This window comes from Mucilaginibacter rubeus (genome assembly GCF_003286415.2).
In the GTDB taxonomy this organism is placed as follows: Bacteria; Bacteroidota; Bacteroidia; order Sphingobacteriales; family Sphingobacteriaceae; genus Mucilaginibacter; species Mucilaginibacter rubeus_A.
The window spans coordinates 5,562,340-5,583,198 of sequence record NZ_CP043450.1; the positions used below are offsets into that span (position 1 = coordinate 5,562,340).

Below are 20,859 nucleotides of genomic sequence, written 5' to 3' on the forward strand. Positions count from 1 at the left end.
TTGGCTTAATACACACTCCCACCACATTACCGCTTAAACAACCGGAAGCTCAAAACAGGAAAATTGTCAAGGGCCGCGGTGGTAGCCGCGGTTTATTATACCCATGACTGTTTTCCTGTGTCGCTACCTTTGTGACTGCGGTGTTGTGGCTATTATGCGCGGCTGGAAGGCAGGCATGTATGAGGAACCAATACTTGCCTGTGTGCGCCAGCGAGGCTGGCTGCGAAATGAAACCGGGCGCATGCCGCGGTGCAATACAGCAACCTGCCGCAGCTGCTTAGCCTGTTTATCTCACCTCCATCACTTATTTGCTTTCACCTTTTCCAGCTTCCGCTTAGCCTCCTTCTGATCCTTTTCTGCCTGTGCAGCTACGGCTTCGGCAGCAATTATCGCCTGCTGTTTTGCCATTGCTTTTTCAGCCTTATCTATAAAACCCTTCGGATCCTCCGCCAGCTTTGTATCGATGGTCTTAGCAAGCTTTGGATAAAGTGCCCTAACCAACCAGAAGTTATAAGCTTCACGATTCAGGTCATCATTTTGATGATAGAGATATAAAGTACTCCCGAATGATCCGGCTGTTATTATAAAACAAACCACCAGGCCAATGATCAAACTACTCGACCAGGCACCTAAATGGTGACTGTTTTTCACACGAATGACTTTCGGTACTGTCGCTACTACGCCATTTAATTCATCGATCTGCTGCTGGATCTTTTGATCGTTGTACCGTTTGTTAGCTATTTCAATCCGTGCCGTGATCGTTTCCAATGTACCCCGGTACTGTTCCAGAAAGCTCTTTAGAAACTCGGCCACGCTGGTTTCCATCACACTGATCCTACCGGCAAAACCCTGGATCAGCTCTTCCATAATATTTACCTTTTCTTCTAATTCTTCATTTTGCATAACAAATCGTTTTGAGGTCAATCTTAATTTTTATTCTTCTACCTGCTTATACCCTGTGACCGGGAATGCTCCGCTTCGTGCTTCTTCCGTTTCCTGCGGGCAATATCTGCGTCACCCATTGGATCAGGTGGCCCGGCAACAAATTGTGGCTCCAATAGCACTTCCAATATGCCTTTACCTGTACCGGGGTTATGGCTGTATTCCGCCTGAACGCTCTCCCGGATTGACTCACGCAGCTGGTTCGCCACAAGTGGTTGATTGGCTTCCCTTGCCGCATGATACTGCTGTACCTGTTGGTTTCGGTTTAAATTGGCATCAATACGGACAAAACTCAAGCTCCGGTCAATAGCGGAACCTTTCATTTTTATGTTGCCTTTTTCAAAGGAGATGCCCTGAACTTCATTGGTACCGCTACGGAATTTATAAGCAATGGTAATTCCCTGCCTGGCAAGCTGCCCTTCCAATTGTTTCCAGTTAGTGGCTGTTTTCATGTCTGCTTTGATAGCATCGTATAATTCGTACCTGACCTTCTCCCTGCCCTGTAACGACTGGCGGTTCACCAGATCTTTGCCTTCGCCGATATGATAGCCGTATTTCAGGGTGATCTCCTTGCAGGCTTTTACATTCTTAGCGAAATTGTTTTTGTCACTAATGGTCTTGCCGTTATTATCCACCCGGTTGTAAACAATATGGAGATGCGGATGATCGCGGTCGCTGTGACGAACGATCACATACTGCGTAGTTCGGATTCCTACTTTTTCCATGTATTCTTTCGCCCGCTCCACCATGATATCATCGCTTAATTTAAGTAGGTCTTCCTTACTCCAGCTGAGTACCTGGTGTCCCACTGCTTTGCCGAGTTCGGGCCGCATTTTACGTTGCATGTTAAAATCCTGAATCATAGCATTAGCGTTCTGCATGCGAACGCCTTCGGCAGATAATATTTTAGCCTCCGGCTTGTTCACCACATAACGGACACAGCCGCCGAAGCTTCTCCCGGTGATCGGCTTACCCATCATGGCTGCTAAGTTTTGCAATTAATTCTTCTACCTGTTTAAGGATGGACTGGCATTTCATAGCAAGCGTAAAGAGGCCTGCTACGTGCGCCAGGTGGGTAAGCTGGTTAAGGTTATTTGCTACCCCAGCCAGCATCCTGAACCAGCCGGTTTCTTCTACAGTGAAGCGCGGGAAAACCCTGGCACTTTTAGCTGCGCTGCGAAACCATTCACTGGGTTTAAGCCCGGCATTTTTCGCTCTTCCCTCGATCAAAATCCTCTCCGTTGGCGTTAAACGCACCATTAAAAAATCACTCCGCCTGATCGTTTTTTTGGGTCTGCCGGGGGTCCTCGCTTTTTCTATTGTTTTATTTTCATTAGCTGTTAGCATGTGTTCTTTTCATTTTTTGTTGCTATAAAAGTTCGACCAACGGGAGCGAGTTCCGAATCACCCCGTTGGGGTGAATTCGGGTTTTTGTGTAGCAAAAACATTAACTCGCTCCTTACAATTCGAAAAATGGGCCGGTTATATATTCAGCTATCTGTATATATGCTTGGTACAGCAAGCCCGTATCCGTAGCCCATGTCAAAATTTGACTTAGCGCCCAATTCCCCGGCTCCTTTCTTCCGGTGCTCTGCGCCGGATCTGCGGTTGTAAAGAAGCCTTTTTTTGGGCAGCCAGGTACTCATTGATGTCGTTAAAACCCTTGTAAAAGTCTGATGCATCGGTGAAGCTGATACCCACAGCCTGCAACTTTTCCGCAGCTGCAATTCCGGCCTTGTCATGGTTGAGCATCAGAAAAACTTCCGAGTAGCTCTTTAAAATGGGCACCGCTCTTTCGGCCAGCGCAACAGAATTCAGGATGATAAAATCAGACTGAGGTTTGCCTCCCTTCAATTGCAAAAGCGACAGGAAATCAGTAAAACCTTCCAGTACGATGGTGGTTTTATGACAGCCGCCAATGATGGTAATGTCCTTGGGCGACGATGCCCCTTTGAACCAGTTATTCCGCAGCTCGTAACCACCCGAACGGTTGGTAAACCCAATGGCGAAATACGGTTTGCCACTTATTGTAAAATCGACCTCTTTGCAATAGGTAGTGGCAACTGCCGGATCAACCCCGCGTGTTTTCAGGTAGGCGATCAAAGCAGGATGTTCAAGCGCTTTCACGCCGGTAATGATCACCGGATTTTCCGGCTGGGGTTCTGCCTTTCGCGAAGCTTGCTGATGAAAAGAAAAATCATGATTGCCATTATTCAAACGCTCCAGGAATTCTTCAACAGAACAATGATGCATTCGTATGCCCAGGTCAATCAAATTACCTCCGGTACCTTCGCCAAAATCCATCCAGGCATTAAGCTTGGTATTTACTTTGAATGAAGCGGTCTTTTCGTCCCGCAGTGGTGATAAGTACCAATAGTTATGAGCTTTAATCCGTTGCGGCTGAATACCGCATTTCTCCAGGTAACTAATGATAGAGATCTTTCTGGCTTCCGCGCAATTTAAAGTTTTCATGTATTTTTGTAATTTATTTGATGATTCGATGAAACCATCACTTAATACCCTATTTTTCAATTAATTAACTCATCATCGTTTGTTCATCAAATTTGTTATCAAATCATTCCGATGATTTTTTCTTTCATCGGCATTAGGAGTTGATGATTTTTTGATGAAGCATTGATGACTATATTCTTTTGATTATCAATAAATTAAATTATCCATCACCAAATCATCAGGAGTCATTGATCTTTTCAATCGCTTTGATACTCATGTTAAAGTAGCGGCCTTTCTGCGTGCTCTCATAGATCGTACCGTCCGGCCCGATCTTGTACTGATTGTAGGAGTTGGAATTGGCAGCCGGTTTTAGGTTCCATACGTTCTGTAGCACCCTGCGAATAGCGGTGGTATCATGGTTGCGAAAACCTTTTTTATTGAGCCAGTCCTGTACATCGCCTACACAAAATTTCACTTCCTCTACTTCCTTTCCGTCCGCAATTGTCAATAGTATCCCTGCAATTTCTAACTCCAGTTTGTTCCGGTTTTGCCGGATAACTTTTTTGAGCGCCGGTGTAGCGATCTGCTGGGCGGTAAACCACATCCGGCTTTGTTTTGGCGTGGAAAGCTTCCTACCTGTCAGGTAGTGAATGAATAAAGGAATTTCCTTTTTAAGAGCGCCTAATAAGCCCTGATCTTCGTTTTCAAATACGGGTATCTTACGTATCCAATAACGGGTTTCGCCGGGGTCAACCAGTACAAAATTATCCTCGTTATTACTGCATAAAATAAACTTGCCGAAAAATTCGATTTCCTGTCTGTCCTGTCCTTTGGCCTCGGATTTGTAGAATGTGGCAGTACTAAGATTTTTCAGACGCTCGGAGTCTTCCCGACGTTCCAAAAAAGTTTCATCCACTCCTATGATGACCTTATGCGCCCATTCTGCGTTAAAGTTTGAACGAAAGTCTTCGTTTGTGTTTATGGTCATGTTATCCCCGAAAACCGCTTTCAGCAGGTTTAAAAAAGTGGTCTTGCCTGTATTCCGCTCGGTGCTAACCAGGCAAAGGATGGGCAGCATCTGCATCGGCATTTCGAGCAGTATTTTTAAATAATCCAAACCGTATTCGAGCTGGTCGCCGAAAATATGACTTAAGTAGGTCAGCGTTCGTTCTGGCTGGCCAATCTTCGGAACATGTATAAATGGATGATACCGATTATAGAAACTGCCGATAAAACGCTGGTAATGCAGGTGTGACGGTACAAAGCAAAAGCCATCATACTTAGGTATTCCAGACAGATAGCTCTTGCCATGATCTTGCTTAATGCACTCTACCGACCAGGGAAGGAGCAATGTCATGCGGTCGCCCGAAGCGAGAGGTTTTTGAACGATCTTGTAATAGGCAGTGCCGATTCGGAGATAAGGATATTCCTGTTCCATATTCCCCTTATTTTCTGCGCATACGGCGTTTAAAAACAAAATTTTCTGCCTTCTCAGCAATTTCTTTGTCAGTTAGCCTTTTATGGGACATTAGCCAGCTAATAATCTCCTTTTTAGAGAACCTGACACCACCATTAGGAAGGACAATGCAGGGAATCTTTCCTGCGGATTTTAACTGGTAAAGGGTTTGGCGTGCGTAACCTGTAGTTCTCTCTGCTACCTCATAGCCCCCTATTTCATCTTCGTCGCTTGGCAGCAGTAGTGGTACGGGCAAAGATGTTGCGGATTCTTTTAAAATGGTTAACAGATCTGATACTTTAAGATCTATTACCCTGGTGTTTTCATTGATATTCATTCGACCTCCGTTTTGATTAACGGAAGCAAAAAAATAGAACAAAATAGAGTAATACGACCGATTGGGCGGTATCGTACGAACGTACTTTATGTCGTGCTTACAAACTTTATGGAGTTCTATCCAAAACTTTTATTCTATCAAGATTGATTTATATACTTCGACATAATCATCTGGTAAGGTTTTGAATCTTTCGTTCTCCAATACAACAAGACCTTTGTTTTGACCAATCACAAAAACGGAATGCAATAATCCCCTGTGACTTTTTTTCAAAATATCCTCCGAAAGTATTTTGCGGTCCTTAATGCAGTATTTAAGGAAACCTGCCAACGTTTTATCCGGCGCACCATTACGTATAATTTCGGTAAGCTCTATTTTTCCCTGCTCATTATATTTAAAAAGTGGCCCGTCTTTACTGTACCTGTTTAGGTCATCTACCAATTTTTTAAACGACATTTCCTTTTCTTCTGCTGTTTTACCTTGCCGCCAAAAATCATAGAATGTCTGTGGCTTACGCAATAATTGAAAGTCCCCTTTGTCTATCTGACCAAGTGCAGAAAGTTGCTTTTGCCAATCTTTGCTCCAAAACAGATAGAAAACAGCGTCGATATTTTTCTTGTTTCCGCCAGGAAATACCTGACCAATCAAGACGTAGCCGATAAAACAAGTAATTATAAATCCCAAAAGACTGATAGCAACGAAATAAGTATCTTTAGAATAGCCCCCAAAAATCAAAAACAAAAGGCCGAGCGATAGAAATGACAGGCCATAGAAAATCATCAGCAGGTAGTGAAAAATGCTTACATTAATATAAAACAGCCGAAGCTTGTTAACCTCTATCGGATCAAGCCCCTCAAAATTAACCTTAACCTGCAATAAACGCTCCTGTGTTGGTAAATGATGAAAACGGCCACTAAGCTCATCCTGCCAGTTTTTAAAACTTACAGATAAAAACAATTGAACGGGTAATAGCCAAATGCCTAATATGCCAAAAGTAATAATCAGCGGCAAGCGTATTCCGGGAACCAAAAGGTAGACCAGGGTAAAGGCAATTACTAAACCGATTTCAAAGAAAACCTTTCTCATATTCAAAGTTTAGGAAATTTCAACATTTCGTTTCGTTTCTTCTCGTCAACGATTTTGGCGTAGATTTGGGTCATTTCAATTTTACTGTGCCCCAGCAATTCTTTCATAGTATATATGTCGATTCCAAAAGTCAGGCCGATGGTTGCAAACGTGTGACGGGCAGCGTGAAAATGGAGATTTTTTTTCAGACCAGCTTCCAATGCCCAGAATTTTAAGTAAACATTTACCACCTGACTCGTTGGCAAATCCCAAAACACTTTTTTATTTGTAGGATGCTTTACCACTTTTGCAATAATCATTTTTGCTTCATCGGCCAATGGTACAGTAACAATTTTCTTTGTCGTTTTCGCCGGCCGAAATATCAACTGATCGTTAACAATTTCATCGTAATGCAACTTCTTAATATCCGAAAAACGCAAACCAGTAAAACAAGAAAATATAAAAGCTTCCCTGATCTGGCTGTTACCTCTTTTGGGAACGAAATTAGCTAAGGTTCTAACTTCTTCAATAGTGAGCGTGGTGCGCTCCGAGTCTTCCTCCTCGATAATCCTAAAATTACCAAATGGAGAAGCTTGAATAATCCCTTTAATTACTAGCTTATTGAAATGCTGCCTAAACACAGACATGTAAGCATTAGTTGTATTTCTGCTAACCTGATTAAGAAGATAACTCTGAAACCTATCTAAAAATTCTTCATCTACTTCCTGGAATAATATGGTTCGTTTTGGGCAATACTTTCCGAGATGAATGATCAAGCATTCCAGTTTATAATTAAATTTCTTTGCAAGGCATTGGTCAAGATAATCCTGAAGATGATAATTGATCTTGGCAGGTTGCTTATAACCATGCTCCGAGAAATTCAGTTCGTCCTCCCGTTTATTACGCAGTGCTTTAATAATCTTCATTTTTTCTTTATCAGCCTCGCTAACACGGCTTGCTGCATCAGAATAGTCTTTATCTACATAAATCTTAAGAAACTCGTAGTTGCGTTTACTTTTACCCTCACCGGTGTTGGAATAGACATCCAAATAAGCACTAAATTTGCCTGTGCTTAGCTTTTTATATCTAATAGTTACCATGACTTATCGATTAGTGTTTATTTGTTACTTTTGTTACTCATGAAACATACATAGTAACGACCGAGTAACAAAAATAACGTAAATAGACTAAAAATACAAAAGATCAATAAAGCCATTAAAACATTTTAATCATTGATAATTAGTAAATTAACATCATTAACCTATCCCATTCTTTGGGGGATTATATACTCTTAAAATTATGGCAGGCATTTACATCCATATTCCCTTTTGCAAGCAGGCTTGCCATTATTGCGATTTCCATTTCAGTACGTCGTTAAAATATAAGGATGAAATGTTGCACGCTTTGATCAAAGAGATCAAATTGCAAAAAAGCTATCTCAACGGCGAAACCATCGAAACCATCTACTTTGGCGGAGGTACGCCTTCTGTTTTAGATGGCGATGAGATCAGCAGGATCATCAATACCATTACCGAGCTGCACACGGTATCGTCCACTGCAGAAGTTACCTTAGAGGCCAATCCCGACGACCTGAAACCGGATAAACTCAAAGCTTTGAAGCAGACACCTGTAAACCGCTTCAGCATTGGGATCCAATCATTTTTTGACGAAGATTTGGCGTGGATGAACCGCGTTCACCGAGGACAGGAAGCCGAATCATCAGTCAAGCGTGCCCAGGACGCAGGTTTTGAAAATATCACTGTCGATCTGATTTATGGTTATCCCATGCTCAGCGATACTAAATGGAAACAAAACCTGGATAAGGTGTTTGAGCTTAATGTTCCGCATGTATCCACCTATTCCATGACGGTTGAACCCCAAACCGCGCTGGCAGCATTCATCAATAAAAAGAAACAACCGCCCATGAACGAGCAGCAAAGTGCTGAGCAATTCATGGTGCTGATGGATGCTATGCAGGCCCACGGGTTTGAACATTACGAGATCTCCAATTTTTGCAAGCCCGGCCACTATTCGCGCCATAACTCTAATTACTGGAAAGGTGTTAAATACTTAGGTATAGGCCCATCGGCCCACTCTTACAATGGCGATACTCGCCAATGGAACATAGCCAATAACGCCAAATACATGCAGGCGCTTGAAACCGGGAAACTATCAGCCGAAACCGAGGAGCTAACCGAAGAGAACCGCCTGAACGAGTATATCATGACTTCCTTACGTACCATTTGGGGGCTTGACTTAGCAAGGCTTAACCAGATAGCCAAAGGAGCATCTGACGAATTACTTAAAGCTGGCGCTGAATTTTTTGACAGGGAATGGATCAGCCAAAAGGACAATGTGATTTACCTGACAGCTACGGGCAAGTTATATGCCGATCATATTGCAGCGGGTTTATTTTTTTAAACCAAACGGCATAATAACAGTCAATACATTGTTACAAAGCAAAATGATATTTAAATCTGTTTAGATTTACTAATCGTATCTTTAAAAGATACTTATCCTGACGATTAAATTATGAAAAAACTACTCATCGCGGCTGTTGCCTTATTGGCTGTTGCCGTTGCTCCAAAAGCTTATGCTCAAAAAACAGTTGGCGGCGCTGTTATGTCACCGGCTAAAAACATTGTACAAAATGCATCAGGTTCAAAAGATCATACTACACTTGTAGCCGCTGTTAAAGCGGCAGGCCTGGCACCAACGCTATCAGCCGCAGGACCATATACAGTATTTGCACCAACTAACGAAGCATTTGCCAAACTACCGGCGGGTACGGTTGATAACTTAATGAAGCCCGCCAATAAAGCAAGCCTGATCAAAACGTTAACCTACCATGTAGTTCCGGGCAAACTAAGTTCCACCGACCTGTTAACCAAGGTTAAGGAAGGTAAAGGCAAAACAGAACTAAGCACGTTAAGTGGTGGCACGATAACAGTAATGTCGCAAGGCACTAAATTATATCTGGTTGACGAAAAAGGAGGCAAGTCATGGATCACCATAGATGATGTTGCCCAAAGTAATGGCATTATCCACGTGGTGAACACCGTGTTGATGCCTAATTAAGCTTTATAGTGGCAGTTGCAGCGGCAGTCGCCAAAAAAGTTTTTGAAAAGAGTTGATGGTTAGTAACTATCAACTCTTTTTGTTTATCAACTAACAAAAACTGCCGCTGACACTTTGGAGTGCTACTAAAAACAACTGTCATTAAAATTTCAAAATCCCCGCAAATTGTTTACATGTTTTTTACAAAGAATTAATTTTGCCCATTAATTAATTTGTGAAAATGAGTATAACACTTACACCTATTGACCGTGTAGACCATATAAGCAAAGAGGATTTTGTTAACAATTATTTAAATCCACGCAAACCGCTTATAATCCGCAAAGCGACTGAAAGCTGGCCAGCCCTTCAAAAATGGACTTTTGAATACATAAAAGAAACCGTAGGCGATCAAACCGTTCCGCTATATAATAGCGCTAAGGCCGATCCATCTAAGGCTATCAACGCATCGGCCAGCGAAATGAAGTTTGGCGATTATATCGATCTTATTCAAAAACAACCTACCGACTTAAGGATCTTTCTGTTTGACCCCATAAAACATGCCCCAAAGCTGCTTGATGATTACCGTTCACCATCAGATTTAATGGGTGGCTTTCTTGATAAGTACCCTAACATGTTTTTTGGTGGTGCTGGTTCGGTAACATTTTTACATTACGATATCGATCTTGCCCACATCTTCCACACACACTTTAATGGCCGCAAACACGTAATGCTGTTTGACCAGAAATGGACGGAGCGACTGTATTGCATCCCCTTTGCAACCTATGCACTGGAAGACTATGATATTGAAAACCCTGACTTCACCAAATTCCCGGCACTTGACGGTATTGAGGGCCAGGAGGCAATTTTAGAACATGGAGACACTCTATTTATGCCTACAGGTTACTGGCATTGGATGAAATATTTGACCGGTTCATTCTCCATATCGTTACGCGCCTGGGATAAATCATGGGCTATAAAAGCCAAAAGCTTATATAACTTAACCGTACAGCGCAAGTTTGACAACATGATGAAAGCCCGCTTTAAAAAGGACTATATGGATTGGAAAGAGGAACTGGCTATTAAACGTGCTAATAATGCCCTTGCTGCAGGTAAGCCATAATATTGATATATCTTTATAATACTTTGGGGTTTATTTCGTTATTTTGAATGCTTATAAATAGTTAAGGAACAATATTGTAACTTTAACTTAAAATTAGCATAACCCCCGAAAGTAATAAAAACTACATATGTGCTTCATTCTTAACCCGATCGATACGGTTGAAAATATTTCTCCCGAAGACTTTAAGAAGAATTATTTAGACCCACGTCGCCCGCTGGTTATCAAAGGGCTTACCAAAAGCTGGCCTGCCCGCGAAAAATGGACACCCGAATATTTAAAACAGGTTGTTGGCAACAAAGTAGTGCCGCTATATGACAACTCTAAGGCCGATCCATCAAAACCCATCAATTCATCGGCAACAGAAATGCCCTTTGATGAGTATATCGACCTCATCCGCAGTAAACCAACCGAATTAAGGATCTTTTTCTTTAATATATTTAAACAGGCACCACAGCTTTTGGATGATATCGTATTACCAAAAGATTTAATGGGTGGCTTTTTGGAGAGCATGCCTGCCATGTTTTTCGGCGGTTCAAACTCGGTTACTTTTTTACATTACGATATTGATCTTCCGCATATTTTCCATACCCACTTTGGTGGCCGCAAGCATGTGATCCTGTTTGAGAACAAATGGAAACGTCGCCTGTATTGCATCCCGAATGCAACTTATGCTTTGGAAGATTATGATGTATTAAACCCTGATGTTAAAAAATTCCCGGCACTTGACGGCGTTGAAGGTATTGAGGTTTTCCTTGAACATGGCGATACCTTGTTTATGCCTACCGGTTACTGGCATTGGATGAAATATGTTGATGGTTCATACTCCCTAAGTCTTCGTGCCTGGGATGCAAGCATTACCCGTAAGGCGGCAAGTTTATATAACCTGGCCGTTAAAGGCGGTGTTGACAGCGCCCTGAAAATGGTGTTTAAAGGCAAATACGCCAAATACCGCGAAGGCCTGGCCGTGAAATGGGCCAACCGCGAACTGGCGGCTGGAAAGCCTTTTTAAGTCCGAAGTCTTAAGTCATGATATTAAACGCGATGGATTTTATCCATCGCGTTTTTGTTTTTTAATTCCCTCCCTTGGGAGGGGCGCGTCAGGATTGCGTGTTGGCAGGGAGGGGTTATGCGATTTTGCAACGTCCAAGTATCTCGCTGAAACCCCTCCCTACACCCTCCCAAGGGAGGGAATCGCACAATCCCTTGCTTTATCCTGACAACAACCTACCACCTCTCTAATCCCAATAGCTTTTTACCCAGCTCACTAAGCTCAGCTACAGGATTTTGTTTTTCACGTTCCATCGGATCGCCGGGAAAAGCATAGCCTTGCATAGCTTCGCGGCTTTGCCAGCTGTTGATGCGCCACTGCCTTAGCTCTTCGTTATCTTCCTGTGCGGGCATCATGGATATGTATTGGGCTATGCGCACCTTATCATTACTCTTATTTGGGCGGATACCATGTGGCTGCAGACTGTTAAATATCAGCAGATCGCCAGCCTCCAGTTTCACTTTTTCCGTTTCAAAGCCGGTGGTATCAGGTTTGTAATGGTCACGATCTTCGGGCTGGGTTAATTTCCAGGCATCATAAGTTCGGTACAATTCAGGGATGCATTGAAAGCCGCCCATATTTTCGTCCGTCTGATCGGCAAGCGCTAATACCCCTTGCACGTTTTGAGGTTTGGTTTCAGGATCATAATCCCAGTGGATAAAACCTTTATATTCAAACCCGGGGCGTAACGGAAAGTTCAGATTAGCCCTGTCGATAGTCACCCACAGTTTTTCCGTGCCCCAGATATCGGCAAAAGCCGCGTGAACTTTAGGGTACTGCCGGTTATCCCACATAAATTGCTGATTATAAATTTCAACCATGCCGGTATTGTTCAGCTCGGTCATTTGCATTTGGGCATTTGGCTTTTTATACCAGGTTTCTATGTCGTTGGCGTCTTTACCTTCATATTGCCACAGGTAATCGGCCAGCTTTTTAACCTGTTCTTTGGGTACAGCGTTTTTAATGATCACATAACCATTGTCTATCCAAAATTGCCAGTCGGCCTCGCTCAGTATTTTCAGTGGTTCGTTGTTGCCCCGTTTGTTCAGACTAATCTGGCTCGATTTTGCGGTAGATGGATTGCCAGGGATCTCTTTATGGGCATTGGCGGGGGCTGTTGCCATGGTCATAGTTGCGTTTTCGGTCTTCATAATTTCGTTTTGATTTACAATTCAAATTTAGGGCGACGTTGAGGACGGCTTATCCTGTACAATGATCAAAATTTGTTCTCTATTGACCATTTAGTTATCTTTATAAAAACACAACACTCAATGTAGCATGGATAAGATCCAGTTAGAGAAGGTAGATTTTGAACCGGGCAAATCGTTCAAGCTTTTTTCGCCCCGGCTTCGGAACACTTTCTTGTGGCATTATCATCCGGAATATGAACTGGTTTATGTTGAAGCTGATGCCGGGATCAGGCATGTTGGCTCCCATATCTCCGGCTATACACAACATGACCTTGTACTTATTGGCAGTAACCTCCCCCACCTCAACTTTGATTACCGCCTCCGGAGCGAATACCACCAGATAGTAGTGCAGCTGAAAGAAGACTTTATGGGAACGGCGATAGGCATCACTCCTGAGTTTTCGGCGATTGAGCAGCTTTTCAAAAAGGCGGCCAATGGCATTGCCTTTCATGGTGATACCCGGACTTTAGCGGTACAGAAATTAAAGCTATTACCAGGGATGGGCTCATTTCAGCAATTGTTAGGACTGATGGAGATCTTTAATATCCTGGCGGGTTCAAACGAATTTGCCATTTTAAACAACGACGAGCCAAACCTGCAATTCTTTTTAAAGGATAAGATAAGGATGGGCGCTGTTTATGAATATATCGGCAGCAATTACAACCTTAAACCAGATGTAAATGTGATAGCCGATAAAGTTAATTTCACCACGGCTGCCTTTTGCCGGTACTTTAAAAGGCAAACCAAAATGACTTTTACCGATTTTGTGAACCAATACCGGGTTGACGTAGCAAAGAACCTGCTGATGCAGGATAAAAACGTAACAGAAACCTGTTACGCCGTGGGCTTTGAAAGCTTATCTTATTTCAATAAACTCTTTAATAAAATAGTAGGTAAAAATCCCTCAGACTTTAAGAAGGAGTGGGTTAGCAAAGATTGATAATAAATTATTTGCCCCGATCCTGATAATATTCCTTAACCGCCTCAGGTAAAAGATGCAGGTATAAATTAGGCTCTTCCCTGATCCTTGCTGCCGCTACTGGTACAACTTTGCAGGGTTCTTCATAAATAACACTTTCACAATCCAGAAACCGGCTCATATAAGCACCGTAAGCTTCAGATGCAAATATTACATCAATGTGCGGCACGTTCTTTTTAAGATAGCTGGCCCAAAGCCTCGACATATTTTCTATTGATTCGCCCGCGCCGGGCAATATAGCTTCATCGTAGTTTAACAATACAGGTTTAACCTTATCGTTATCCGCGTAAGTTTTGTCGAGCCAGTTAAGTCTAACATCACCCGGAATAGGTTCGTCATCACTTGCTCCTATAACTATCATAAGCTCATCACAATGCTCAAGCGCATAACCTATCAAAGCCATATGTCCGATATGTAGCGGCAAAAACTTTCCAATTATCAAACCTCTTTTCATGCAGTACTATTTTTTGAGATCTAATCAAACCAATCTCTTATCTCCAACCACTAATCTCTTCAACTTGTGTGATCACAAACTATCTTCCACTCGCCCTTAATTTTCCTGAACCATAATGTAAAATAACCGCCGGGCGTATCCTTTTCGCGGGTTAGCTTCCAGCCGCCTAAAACAAAGGCATTAGTTTTATCAAGCACCTTTATTTGTATGATATTGAATTTGAGCTGCCCCATAGCAGCTTTATCAGGATAGGTTTGTTTGTAGTGTTCCAAAGTTGTTTGCCAGCCGTAAGTTGGGGCTGTTTTGCCCACAAAAACCAGCGAATCCGACTTCCAGTAGGTTGTCATGAATTCTTCAATATTGCCACGGTTCCAGGCTTCCTCCTGCGTATGCATTACTTTCAGGATGGCTTGCCTATCCTGCGCAAAACCATACGCGGCAACAAGCATAAACACAAAACTCAGTAATATTCTTTTCATATAATAAAGGTAGTTTTTTGTCTGAACCTGAATTTTAAGAATTGCCCGAATTAACAGAATTAAAAAGAAAAAATTCAATTAATTCTTCAATTCGATTAATTCCGGTTCAGACAATACAGTATATTTGGGTTTCATCGGCATTAAAAAAACAATTTAACTATGGGAAATCAGGTATTAAGTTTTGGCGAAGTTTTATGGGATGCTTTTGGCGATGGTAAAAAAGCCGGTGGCGCGCCTATGAACGTGGCAAGGCATTTGGTACAGCAAGGTGTAGAAACAGCTTTTGCAAGCTCGGTTGGGATGGACAGCTCAGGCGATGCCTTAATAGGCTTTTTAAAAACCAACGATCTGTATTCAAACCTGATCCAGCAGGATGATGAGTTTCCAACCTGCGAGGTTACTGTACAACTTGACGAAAGCAATACCGCCACTTACATTATTCCACAACCCGTTTCATGGGATAATATGGAACCTTCTGCAGCGCTTACCAAAGCAGCGCAGGCAGCCCAGGCCATTGTGTTTGGCAGTTTGGCCTGCCGTACGGCCACTACCCGCGAAACACTGTTAAACCTGCTTGACGAAACCCCGGCATTAAAAGTTTTTGACGTAAACCTTCGTCCGCCGCATTATACCCTATCAACCATTGAAACACTGGTTGCCCGTGCCGATGTAGTAAAAATGAACGAGGAAGAAGCCGACCTGCTTATTGGCGGTGGCAGCGCTCCTTTGCGTGACAAGATTGGTGAATTCCGCTCTAAATATCACAGCCAAACCATATGCGTAACACGCGGAGAGCATGGGGCATTGGTATGGCATGACCATGAATTTTATGACAGCCCAGGCTGCCCCGTAAAAGTAGCCGACACAGTAGGCGCGGGCGATGCTTTCCTGGCCACCTTTGTGTCTGGCCTGCTGGCAGGCAAACCTATGCAGCAAGTAGTAGATAAAGCCTGTTCGGTTGGCTCATACGTAGCCAGCCAGCGTGGCGCAAACCCGGTATATCCGGCTGAGTTGCTGAATAGTTTGGCATATATTTAGGATCAACTCTACCAGCGTCATTGCGAGGCACGAAGCAATCCCCGACTTTATAGGGGACCTGCTTAGCTGCTCTGCCAATTTGGGATTGCTTCGTACCTCGCAATGACGTGATGGAGAAGACGCCAAAGCATCCATCGCTAATTGTCATACTTACCTAACAATTTACTTTATCACTGCCACAGCAAAACTTTTCACCAAAATATTCCGTTCCTTTATGTACAGAAAGGACAAAATATGCGCGGTTTTGGATTTTCCAAATTTAAGCCCAACCAAATCCCTAAAGGCGGATTTGACGAATTACTAAAATTATTCCTCGAGTTGCTCAATTATACATCGGGCGATGCCGGCGAAGCTTTGGCCTGGCTTAACGAACTCGACAAACAATACAACCTCACCAACGATGATTATGGCATGGGCGATTTCATCGATGAGCTGAAACAGAAAGGCTATCTTGATGAGGACAATCAAAACGGTGAATTTAAGATCACAGCGAAAACCGAGCAGAGCATCAGGCAATCTGCCCTGGAAGAGATCTTTGGCAAACTAAAAAAATCGGGCAAAGGCAATCACCGCTCACCACAATCGGGCCAGGGCGATGAAAAAAATGCCGAGCGCCGCGAGTTTGAGTTTGGCGACAGTCTGGACCAGATAGATATGACCCAATCTATCCATAACGCCCAGGTTAATCACGGTATAGGCGATTTCATGATGACCGAACGCGATCTTGAAGTAGAGGAAATGGATTACAAAACCCTTACTTCAACCGTGCTCATGATTGATATTTCGCACTCCATGATCCTTTATGGCGAGGACAGGATAACGCCGGCCAAAAAAGTAGCTATGGCCCTTGCCGAACTGATCCGCACCAAATACCCTAAAGACACACTGGATATTGTAGTATTTGGTAACGACGCATGGCCTATAACCCTGCAGGATTTGCCTTACTTACAGGTTGGCCCCTACCATACCAATACTTATGCAGGTTTGGAACTGGCTACCGATTTGCTCCGCAGGCGTAAAACGCACAACAAACAAATTTTCATGATCACCGATGGTAAGCCAACCTGCTTAAAAGAAGGTACCAGGTATTATAAAAACAGCATCGGGCTGGACAGAAAAGTGGTTAATAAAACCCTTAACATGGCCGCTCAATGTAAACGGTTAAAGATCCCTATAACTACATTTATGATAGCTAAAGACCCTTATTTGCAGCAGTTTGTTCGTAAATTCACTGAAACAAACGGCGGCAAAGCGTTTTACAGCTCGCTGAACGGCTTAGGTGAATACATTTTTGAGGATTACATCAGAAACAGGAGAAGGACTGTTAGATAAGTCTTTAGTCTGAAGTCCGAGGTCGGAAAGTCCGAAAGATGATCGACCAACTTTTAAAAAACGTTCGGACTTGCGTACTTTCCGACTTCCAGATCACAATAAAAACACTTCCGGACTTTCGGTCTTTCCGACTTTCGGACTATAAAAAATAGAATGAGTAAATTATTAGATATTAAAACCCTCGGCCAATTAAAGCAAACTGGCTATAAAAGCCGCTCGGTTAAAGACGAATTACGTGCCAACCTAATTGAACAGCTTAAAAAACGCGAAGGCGGCTTTGAAGGCATCATAGGTTTTGAAGATACTGTTATTCCGGACCTGCAAACTGCTATCCTGTCGCGCCATAATATTTTACTATTAGGTTTACGCGGCCAGGCTAAAACACGTATTGCCCGCTTGCTGGTTAACCTGCTTGACGAGTATATTCCATATATTGAAGGATCAGAATTATTTGATGACCCTTACAATCCTATTTCATGGTTTGGGCACAGCATCATAACCGAAAAAGGTGATGATACCCCTATCGGCTGGATTCACCGTTCTGAGCGTTATACCGAAAAACTGGCGACGCCAGACGTTACCGTTGCTGATTTAATTGGCGACGTTGACCCAATTAAAGCGGCTACCTTAAAGCTAACTTATTCCGACGAACGCGTTATCCATTTCGGCTTAATTCCTCGTGCGCACCGTGGCATTTTCGTAATTAACGAGCTGCCCGATCTTCAGGCCCGTATCCAGGTATCACTATTTAACATCCTACAGGAGAAAGATATCCAGATCCGCGGTTTTAAATTGCGTTTACCACTGGATATCCAGTTTGTGTTTACCGCCAATCCCGAAGATTATACCAACCGTGGTTCGATAGTTACGCCATTAAAAGACCGTATTGAAAGCCAGATCCTGACGCATTACCCACGTTCGGTTGAAATTTCACGCAAAATCACTCAGCAGGAAGCTTCGCTTACCGACGATCAGCGTATAGCTATCGAAGCCGATGGCCTGGTAAAAAATTTGGTTGAGCAAATCGCGTTTGAAGCCCGCAACTCAGAATATATCGACAAAAAATCGGGTGTATCAGCACGTTTAACCATTTCTGCTTACGAAAACCTGATCAGCAATGCCGAGCGCAGGATGATCATCAATCACGAAAAAACAACCTTTGTACGTATCACCGACTTTTTAGGAGTGATCCCTGCCATTACCGGTAAAATTGAGCTGGTTTACGAGGGCGAACTGGAAGGTCCGGGCAAGGTTGCAAACATCCTGATAGGCAAAGCTATCAAGAGTTTGCTATTATCATTCTTCCCTGATCCTGAAAAGGCTAAAAAAGCAAAGGCCCCTAATCCGTACGCCGCTATCATTAACTGGTTTGGCGACGGTAACAATGTAGCTTTGGTTGATGATATGCCAATGCAGGAGTACAAAAAGGCACTGGAAGAAGTTGCAGGCTTGAAAGACCTGGTTAAAAAGGTCCACCCGCGCCTGAGCGAAAGTCAGCAATTGCTACTCATGGAATTTGTACTTCACGGCCTTTCAGAGTTTTCACAATTGAATAAAGGTTTCCTTGATAATGGCTTCGCGTTTTCGGATATGTTTAACAGTTTGTTTAACTTGCAGCCCGATGACGACGACCTTGATATTGACGACGACCGTTACTAAATATATAGCGCTGATATGATTTTTAAAGCGCTGAGTATTTTATTCTGGATCATAATTGAGCTGCTGGTTGACCGGTATGTTTTACAGGGCATCCGCGGCGCATTCCAAAAATGGCGATTGCTGCAATCAAAAGCATTCGCCATTTTTTATTGGACAACATCTGGGCTTACGATAGCCGCGCTTTTAACAGGCGGTTATATCACCATTGCCGGTACCGGCGTACGTGCCGGTTGCTTGCTGGCAACATTTATCCTGCTCATCTGCAAATTAACTTTTATACTGTTCATTTTTGCCGATGATATCAGACGAAAAATAGTACTAAAACGCAACAAAACTGCAGCTGCAACTAAAATTCAAGCCACTCCTGAAACAGCTCCTGCCACTGCCACTACTACTGCTACTTCGAACACTGATTCCATCCCCCGATCAGAGTTCCTTTTAAAAGCCGGGCTACTTGCTGCTGCAGTGCCACTGGCTGCAATTAAAACGGCAATGCCTAAGGGCTCCTATGATTATCATGTACTATATCAGACCATGTACCTGCCCAACCTGCCAAAGGCTTTTGACGGCCTAAGGATTGGGCAGATCTCAGATATTCATTCAGGCAGTTTTTATAACAAAAAAGCTGTACTTGGCGGCGTTGAAATGCTCTTAAAAGAAAAAACCGACCTGATATTTTTCACCGGAGATCTTGTTAACGGCGAAGCAACCGAAATGACAGATTACCAGGATATTTTCAGTAAGGTAAAAGCCCCGCTCGGTGTTTTCTCTACCCTTGGCAATCATGATTATGGCGATTATGGGTATTGGAGTACTCTCGCCGACAAGAATAAAAATCACCAGGATTTGATAGCTACCCATAAAAACATGGGCTGGGATCTGCTACTTAACGAAAACCGGAGGCTTAAGATTGATGGAGAAGAAATAGGCATATTAGGTATCGAAAACTGGAGTGAATACAGCAGGTTCCCGAAATACGGCCGAATGGATCTGGCAGTAAAAAATACCGATGATTTGCCGGTAAAGCTTTTGCTTTCGCATGATCCATCGCATTGGCGTGCCGAAGTATTACCAAAGTACCCGCAGATAGATGCCATGTTTGCCGGCCATACCCATGGGATGCAGTTTGGTGTACGCACCGAACACTTTCAATACAGCCCTATTAAATATGTTTATAACGAGTGGGCTGGCCATTATCAGGAAAATATGCAACAATTATATGTAAATGTTGGCTTTGGCTTTGTTGGCTTAACCGGCAGGGTTGGAATATTGCCGGAGATTACGATATTTACATTAAAAGCAGGTCAGGATCCATCACTACTAAATTCTTAAAGGATCGGCATAAACCGCTACCCCGTTACCGATGAAGAAATTATTACAATCTGTATTAGATTTCCTGCTCTTCAGTAATATTTTCATGTCGCTTTGTGCGGTTGCACAGGCATTGTTAACGTTCCACCTGATAGGGTCAAAACCGGTGTTCCCTGTTTTAGGTTTACTATTTACATCAACACTTGGCATTTATAATTTCTGTATCCTGATTACAAGGCCCGCTAAACCGCAACGCTCGCCATACAGAAGGGTACGCTGGTTCTTTGCGCATTACAGGTTGATGGTAACGTTTACCATTGTCTCGTTGTTGTCGCTGATTCCGCTGTTCTTTATCATCACCACCGAATCAAAGATCTTGCTCATATTTCTCAGCGTTTTATCCTTTGGCTACGGCTTGCCCTTATTTAGCGTAGGCGATCATAAATTTGGCTTAAGAAATATTCCCGGCTTAAAACCATTTTTGATAACCCTGGTATGGACCATGAGCTGTGTATTGTTTCCGGTACTGGAATCAATGCATAATCACCTTACGGATATTTCCATGCGCGACACTACAATACTTATAGCCAAACGCTTTTTGTTTATCGGCGCGCTAACAGTTCCTTTTGACATCCGTGACCTTTTCGACGACCGTAAAGTGGGCCTAAAAACCATCCCTGTAGTTTGGGGCGAGAAGAATGCCTACCTGTTTTGCCAGGTACTGCTTGCGGGCTACATAGTGCTGATGTTCCTGTTCAGGCAAAACGGGTTCAGTCCTGATTTTTTCGCGCTTACTCTTACCATGTTCCTTACTGGCTGGTTGATCTTTAAATCGGCCTGGGAAAAGAATGAATATTATTACTTTTTTTATATGGATGGCGTACTCATCCTGCAATATGTTATGGTGGTAGCGTTCAGTTTCCTCAAATACATTCCTCACTAAA

Annotated in this window: 21 protein-coding genes; 10 read left to right on the plus strand and 11 right to left on the minus strand. The window is 43.1% G+C overall.

Annotated features, from left to right (window positions below; translation table 11 throughout):
* Positions 1–300 precede the first annotated feature (300 nt).
* The 8 genes from DEO27_RS22150 to DEO27_RS22185 form a co-directional block, all read right to left on the minus strand.
* Positions 301–903, minus strand: coding sequence for a hypothetical protein (locus DEO27_RS22150; RefSeq protein WP_112568711.1), 603 nt, complete (start codon positions 901–903; stop codon positions 301–303).
* Between the two features lie 38 nt (positions 904–941).
* Positions 942–1,922 (minus strand): relaxase/mobilization nuclease domain-containing protein, encoded by a 981-nt coding sequence (locus DEO27_RS22155; RefSeq protein WP_112568713.1) that lies wholly within the window; start codon positions 1,920–1,922, stop codon positions 942–944.
* Positions 1,912–2,289: a MobC family plasmid mobilization relaxosome protein gene (locus DEO27_RS22160; RefSeq protein ID WP_112568715.1), complete on the minus strand. Its 378-nt coding sequence runs from the start codon at positions 2,287–2,289 to the stop codon at positions 1,912–1,914. The genes DEO27_RS22155 and DEO27_RS22160 overlap by 11 nt, the downstream gene beginning before the upstream one ends.
* A gap of 207 nt (positions 2,290–2,496) precedes the next feature.
* Positions 2,497–3,414: a toprim domain-containing protein gene (locus DEO27_RS22165; RefSeq protein WP_146749984.1), complete on the minus strand. Its 918-nt coding sequence runs from the start codon at positions 3,412–3,414 to the stop codon at positions 2,497–2,499.
* A 217-nt stretch (positions 3,415–3,631) separates the two neighbouring features.
* The gene (locus tag DEO27_RS22170) at positions 3,632–4,831 is read right to left on the minus strand and encodes a primase-helicase family protein (RefSeq protein WP_112568719.1); all 1,200 of its coding nucleotides are present in this window, start codon (positions 4,829–4,831) and stop codon (positions 3,632–3,634) included.
* 7 nt (positions 4,832–4,838) lie between these two features.
* Positions 4,839–5,186, minus strand: a complete 348-nt coding sequence (locus DEO27_RS22175) for a helix-turn-helix transcriptional regulator (protein WP_112568721.1) — start codon at positions 5,184–5,186, stop codon at positions 4,839–4,841.
* Positions 5,187–5,315: 129 nt separating this feature from the next.
* Positions 5,316–6,269: a hypothetical protein gene (locus DEO27_RS22180; RefSeq protein ID WP_112568723.1), complete on the minus strand. Its 954-nt coding sequence runs from the start codon at positions 6,267–6,269 to the stop codon at positions 5,316–5,318.
* A gap of 2 nt (positions 6,270–6,271) precedes the next feature.
* Positions 6,272–7,348 carry a site-specific integrase gene (locus DEO27_RS22185; RefSeq protein ID WP_112568725.1) on the minus strand — a complete coding sequence of 359 codons (1,077 nt, stop codon included), beginning with the start codon at positions 7,346–7,348 and terminating at the stop codon, positions 6,272–6,274.
* 199 nt (positions 7,349–7,547) lie between these two features.
* On the opposite strand from DEO27_RS22185, the gene hemW reads away from it, so the two are divergent.
* The 4 genes from hemW to DEO27_RS22205 all read left to right on the plus strand — a co-directional run bounded on the left by hemW (position 7,548) and on the right by DEO27_RS22205 (position 11,434).
* Positions 7,548–8,669, plus strand: coding sequence for a radical SAM family heme chaperone HemW (gene hemW / locus DEO27_RS22190; protein ID WP_112568727.1), 1,122 nt, complete (start codon positions 7,548–7,550; stop codon positions 8,667–8,669).
* A gap of 111 nt (positions 8,670–8,780) precedes the next feature.
* The gene (locus DEO27_RS22195; RefSeq protein ID WP_112568729.1) at positions 8,781–9,326 is read left to right on the plus strand and encodes a fasciclin domain-containing protein; all 546 of its coding nucleotides are present in this window, start codon (positions 8,781–8,783) and stop codon (positions 9,324–9,326) included.
* Between the two features lie 220 nt (positions 9,327–9,546).
* Positions 9,547–10,425: a cupin-like domain-containing protein gene (locus tag DEO27_RS22200; RefSeq protein ID WP_112568731.1), complete on the plus strand. Its 879-nt coding sequence runs from the start codon at positions 9,547–9,549 to the stop codon at positions 10,423–10,425.
* Positions 10,426–10,552: 127 nt separating this feature from the next.
* On the plus strand, positions 10,553–11,434 hold the full coding sequence (locus DEO27_RS22205; RefSeq protein WP_112568733.1) for a cupin-like domain-containing protein: 882 nt from the start codon (positions 10,553–10,555) through the stop codon (positions 11,432–11,434).
* Positions 11,435–11,649: 215 nt separating this feature from the next.
* Here the strand turns inward: DEO27_RS22205 and DEO27_RS22210 are convergent, their stop codons facing one another.
* Positions 11,650–12,624, minus strand: coding sequence for a phytanoyl-CoA dioxygenase family protein (locus tag DEO27_RS22210; protein ID WP_223818021.1), 975 nt, complete (start codon positions 12,622–12,624; stop codon positions 11,650–11,652).
* Positions 12,625–12,751: 127 nt separating this feature from the next.
* Between DEO27_RS22210 and DEO27_RS22215 the strand changes: the two genes are divergently transcribed.
* The gene (locus DEO27_RS22215; protein ID WP_112568735.1) at positions 12,752–13,603 is read left to right on the plus strand and encodes a helix-turn-helix domain-containing protein; all 852 of its coding nucleotides are present in this window, start codon (positions 12,752–12,754) and stop codon (positions 13,601–13,603) included.
* 7 nt (positions 13,604–13,610) lie between these two features.
* Here the strand turns inward: DEO27_RS22215 and DEO27_RS22220 are convergent, their stop codons facing one another.
* The gene (locus DEO27_RS22220; RefSeq protein ID WP_112568737.1) at positions 13,611–14,096 is read right to left on the minus strand and encodes an adenylyltransferase/cytidyltransferase family protein; all 486 of its coding nucleotides are present in this window, start codon (positions 14,094–14,096) and stop codon (positions 13,611–13,613) included.
* A gap of 59 nt (positions 14,097–14,155) precedes the next feature.
* Positions 14,156–14,575, minus strand: coding sequence for a YybH family protein (locus tag DEO27_RS22225; protein ID WP_112568739.1), 420 nt, complete (start codon positions 14,573–14,575; stop codon positions 14,156–14,158).
* Positions 14,576–14,734: 159 nt separating this feature from the next.
* Here DEO27_RS22225 and DEO27_RS22230 point away from each other — a divergent pair, with 159 nt between their 5' ends.
* The 5 genes from DEO27_RS22230 to DEO27_RS22250 all read left to right on the plus strand — a co-directional run bounded on the left by DEO27_RS22230 (position 14,735) and on the right by DEO27_RS22250 (position 20,858).
* A complete protein-coding gene (locus DEO27_RS22230) occupies positions 14,735–15,613 on the plus strand; it encodes a carbohydrate kinase family protein (protein ID WP_112568741.1) in 879 nt (292 codons plus the stop codon).
* Between the two features lie 234 nt (positions 15,614–15,847).
* Positions 15,848–16,945 carry a vWA domain-containing protein gene (locus DEO27_RS22235; protein ID WP_091215524.1) on the plus strand — a complete coding sequence of 366 codons (1,098 nt, stop codon included), beginning with the start codon at positions 15,848–15,850 and terminating at the stop codon, positions 16,943–16,945.
* A 153-nt stretch (positions 16,946–17,098) separates the two neighbouring features.
* Positions 17,099–18,604, plus strand: a complete 1,506-nt coding sequence (locus DEO27_RS22240) for a sigma 54-interacting transcriptional regulator (RefSeq protein WP_091215521.1) — start codon at positions 17,099–17,101, stop codon at positions 18,602–18,604.
* 15 nt (positions 18,605–18,619) lie between these two features.
* A complete protein-coding gene (locus DEO27_RS22245) occupies positions 18,620–19,936 on the plus strand; it encodes a metallophosphoesterase (RefSeq protein WP_112568743.1) in 1,317 nt (438 codons plus the stop codon).
* A gap of 31 nt (positions 19,937–19,967) precedes the next feature.
* On the plus strand, positions 19,968–20,858 hold the full coding sequence (locus tag DEO27_RS22250; protein ID WP_223818022.1) for a UbiA family prenyltransferase: 891 nt from the start codon (positions 19,968–19,970) through the stop codon (positions 20,856–20,858).
* Position 20,859: the final 1 nt, after the last annotated feature.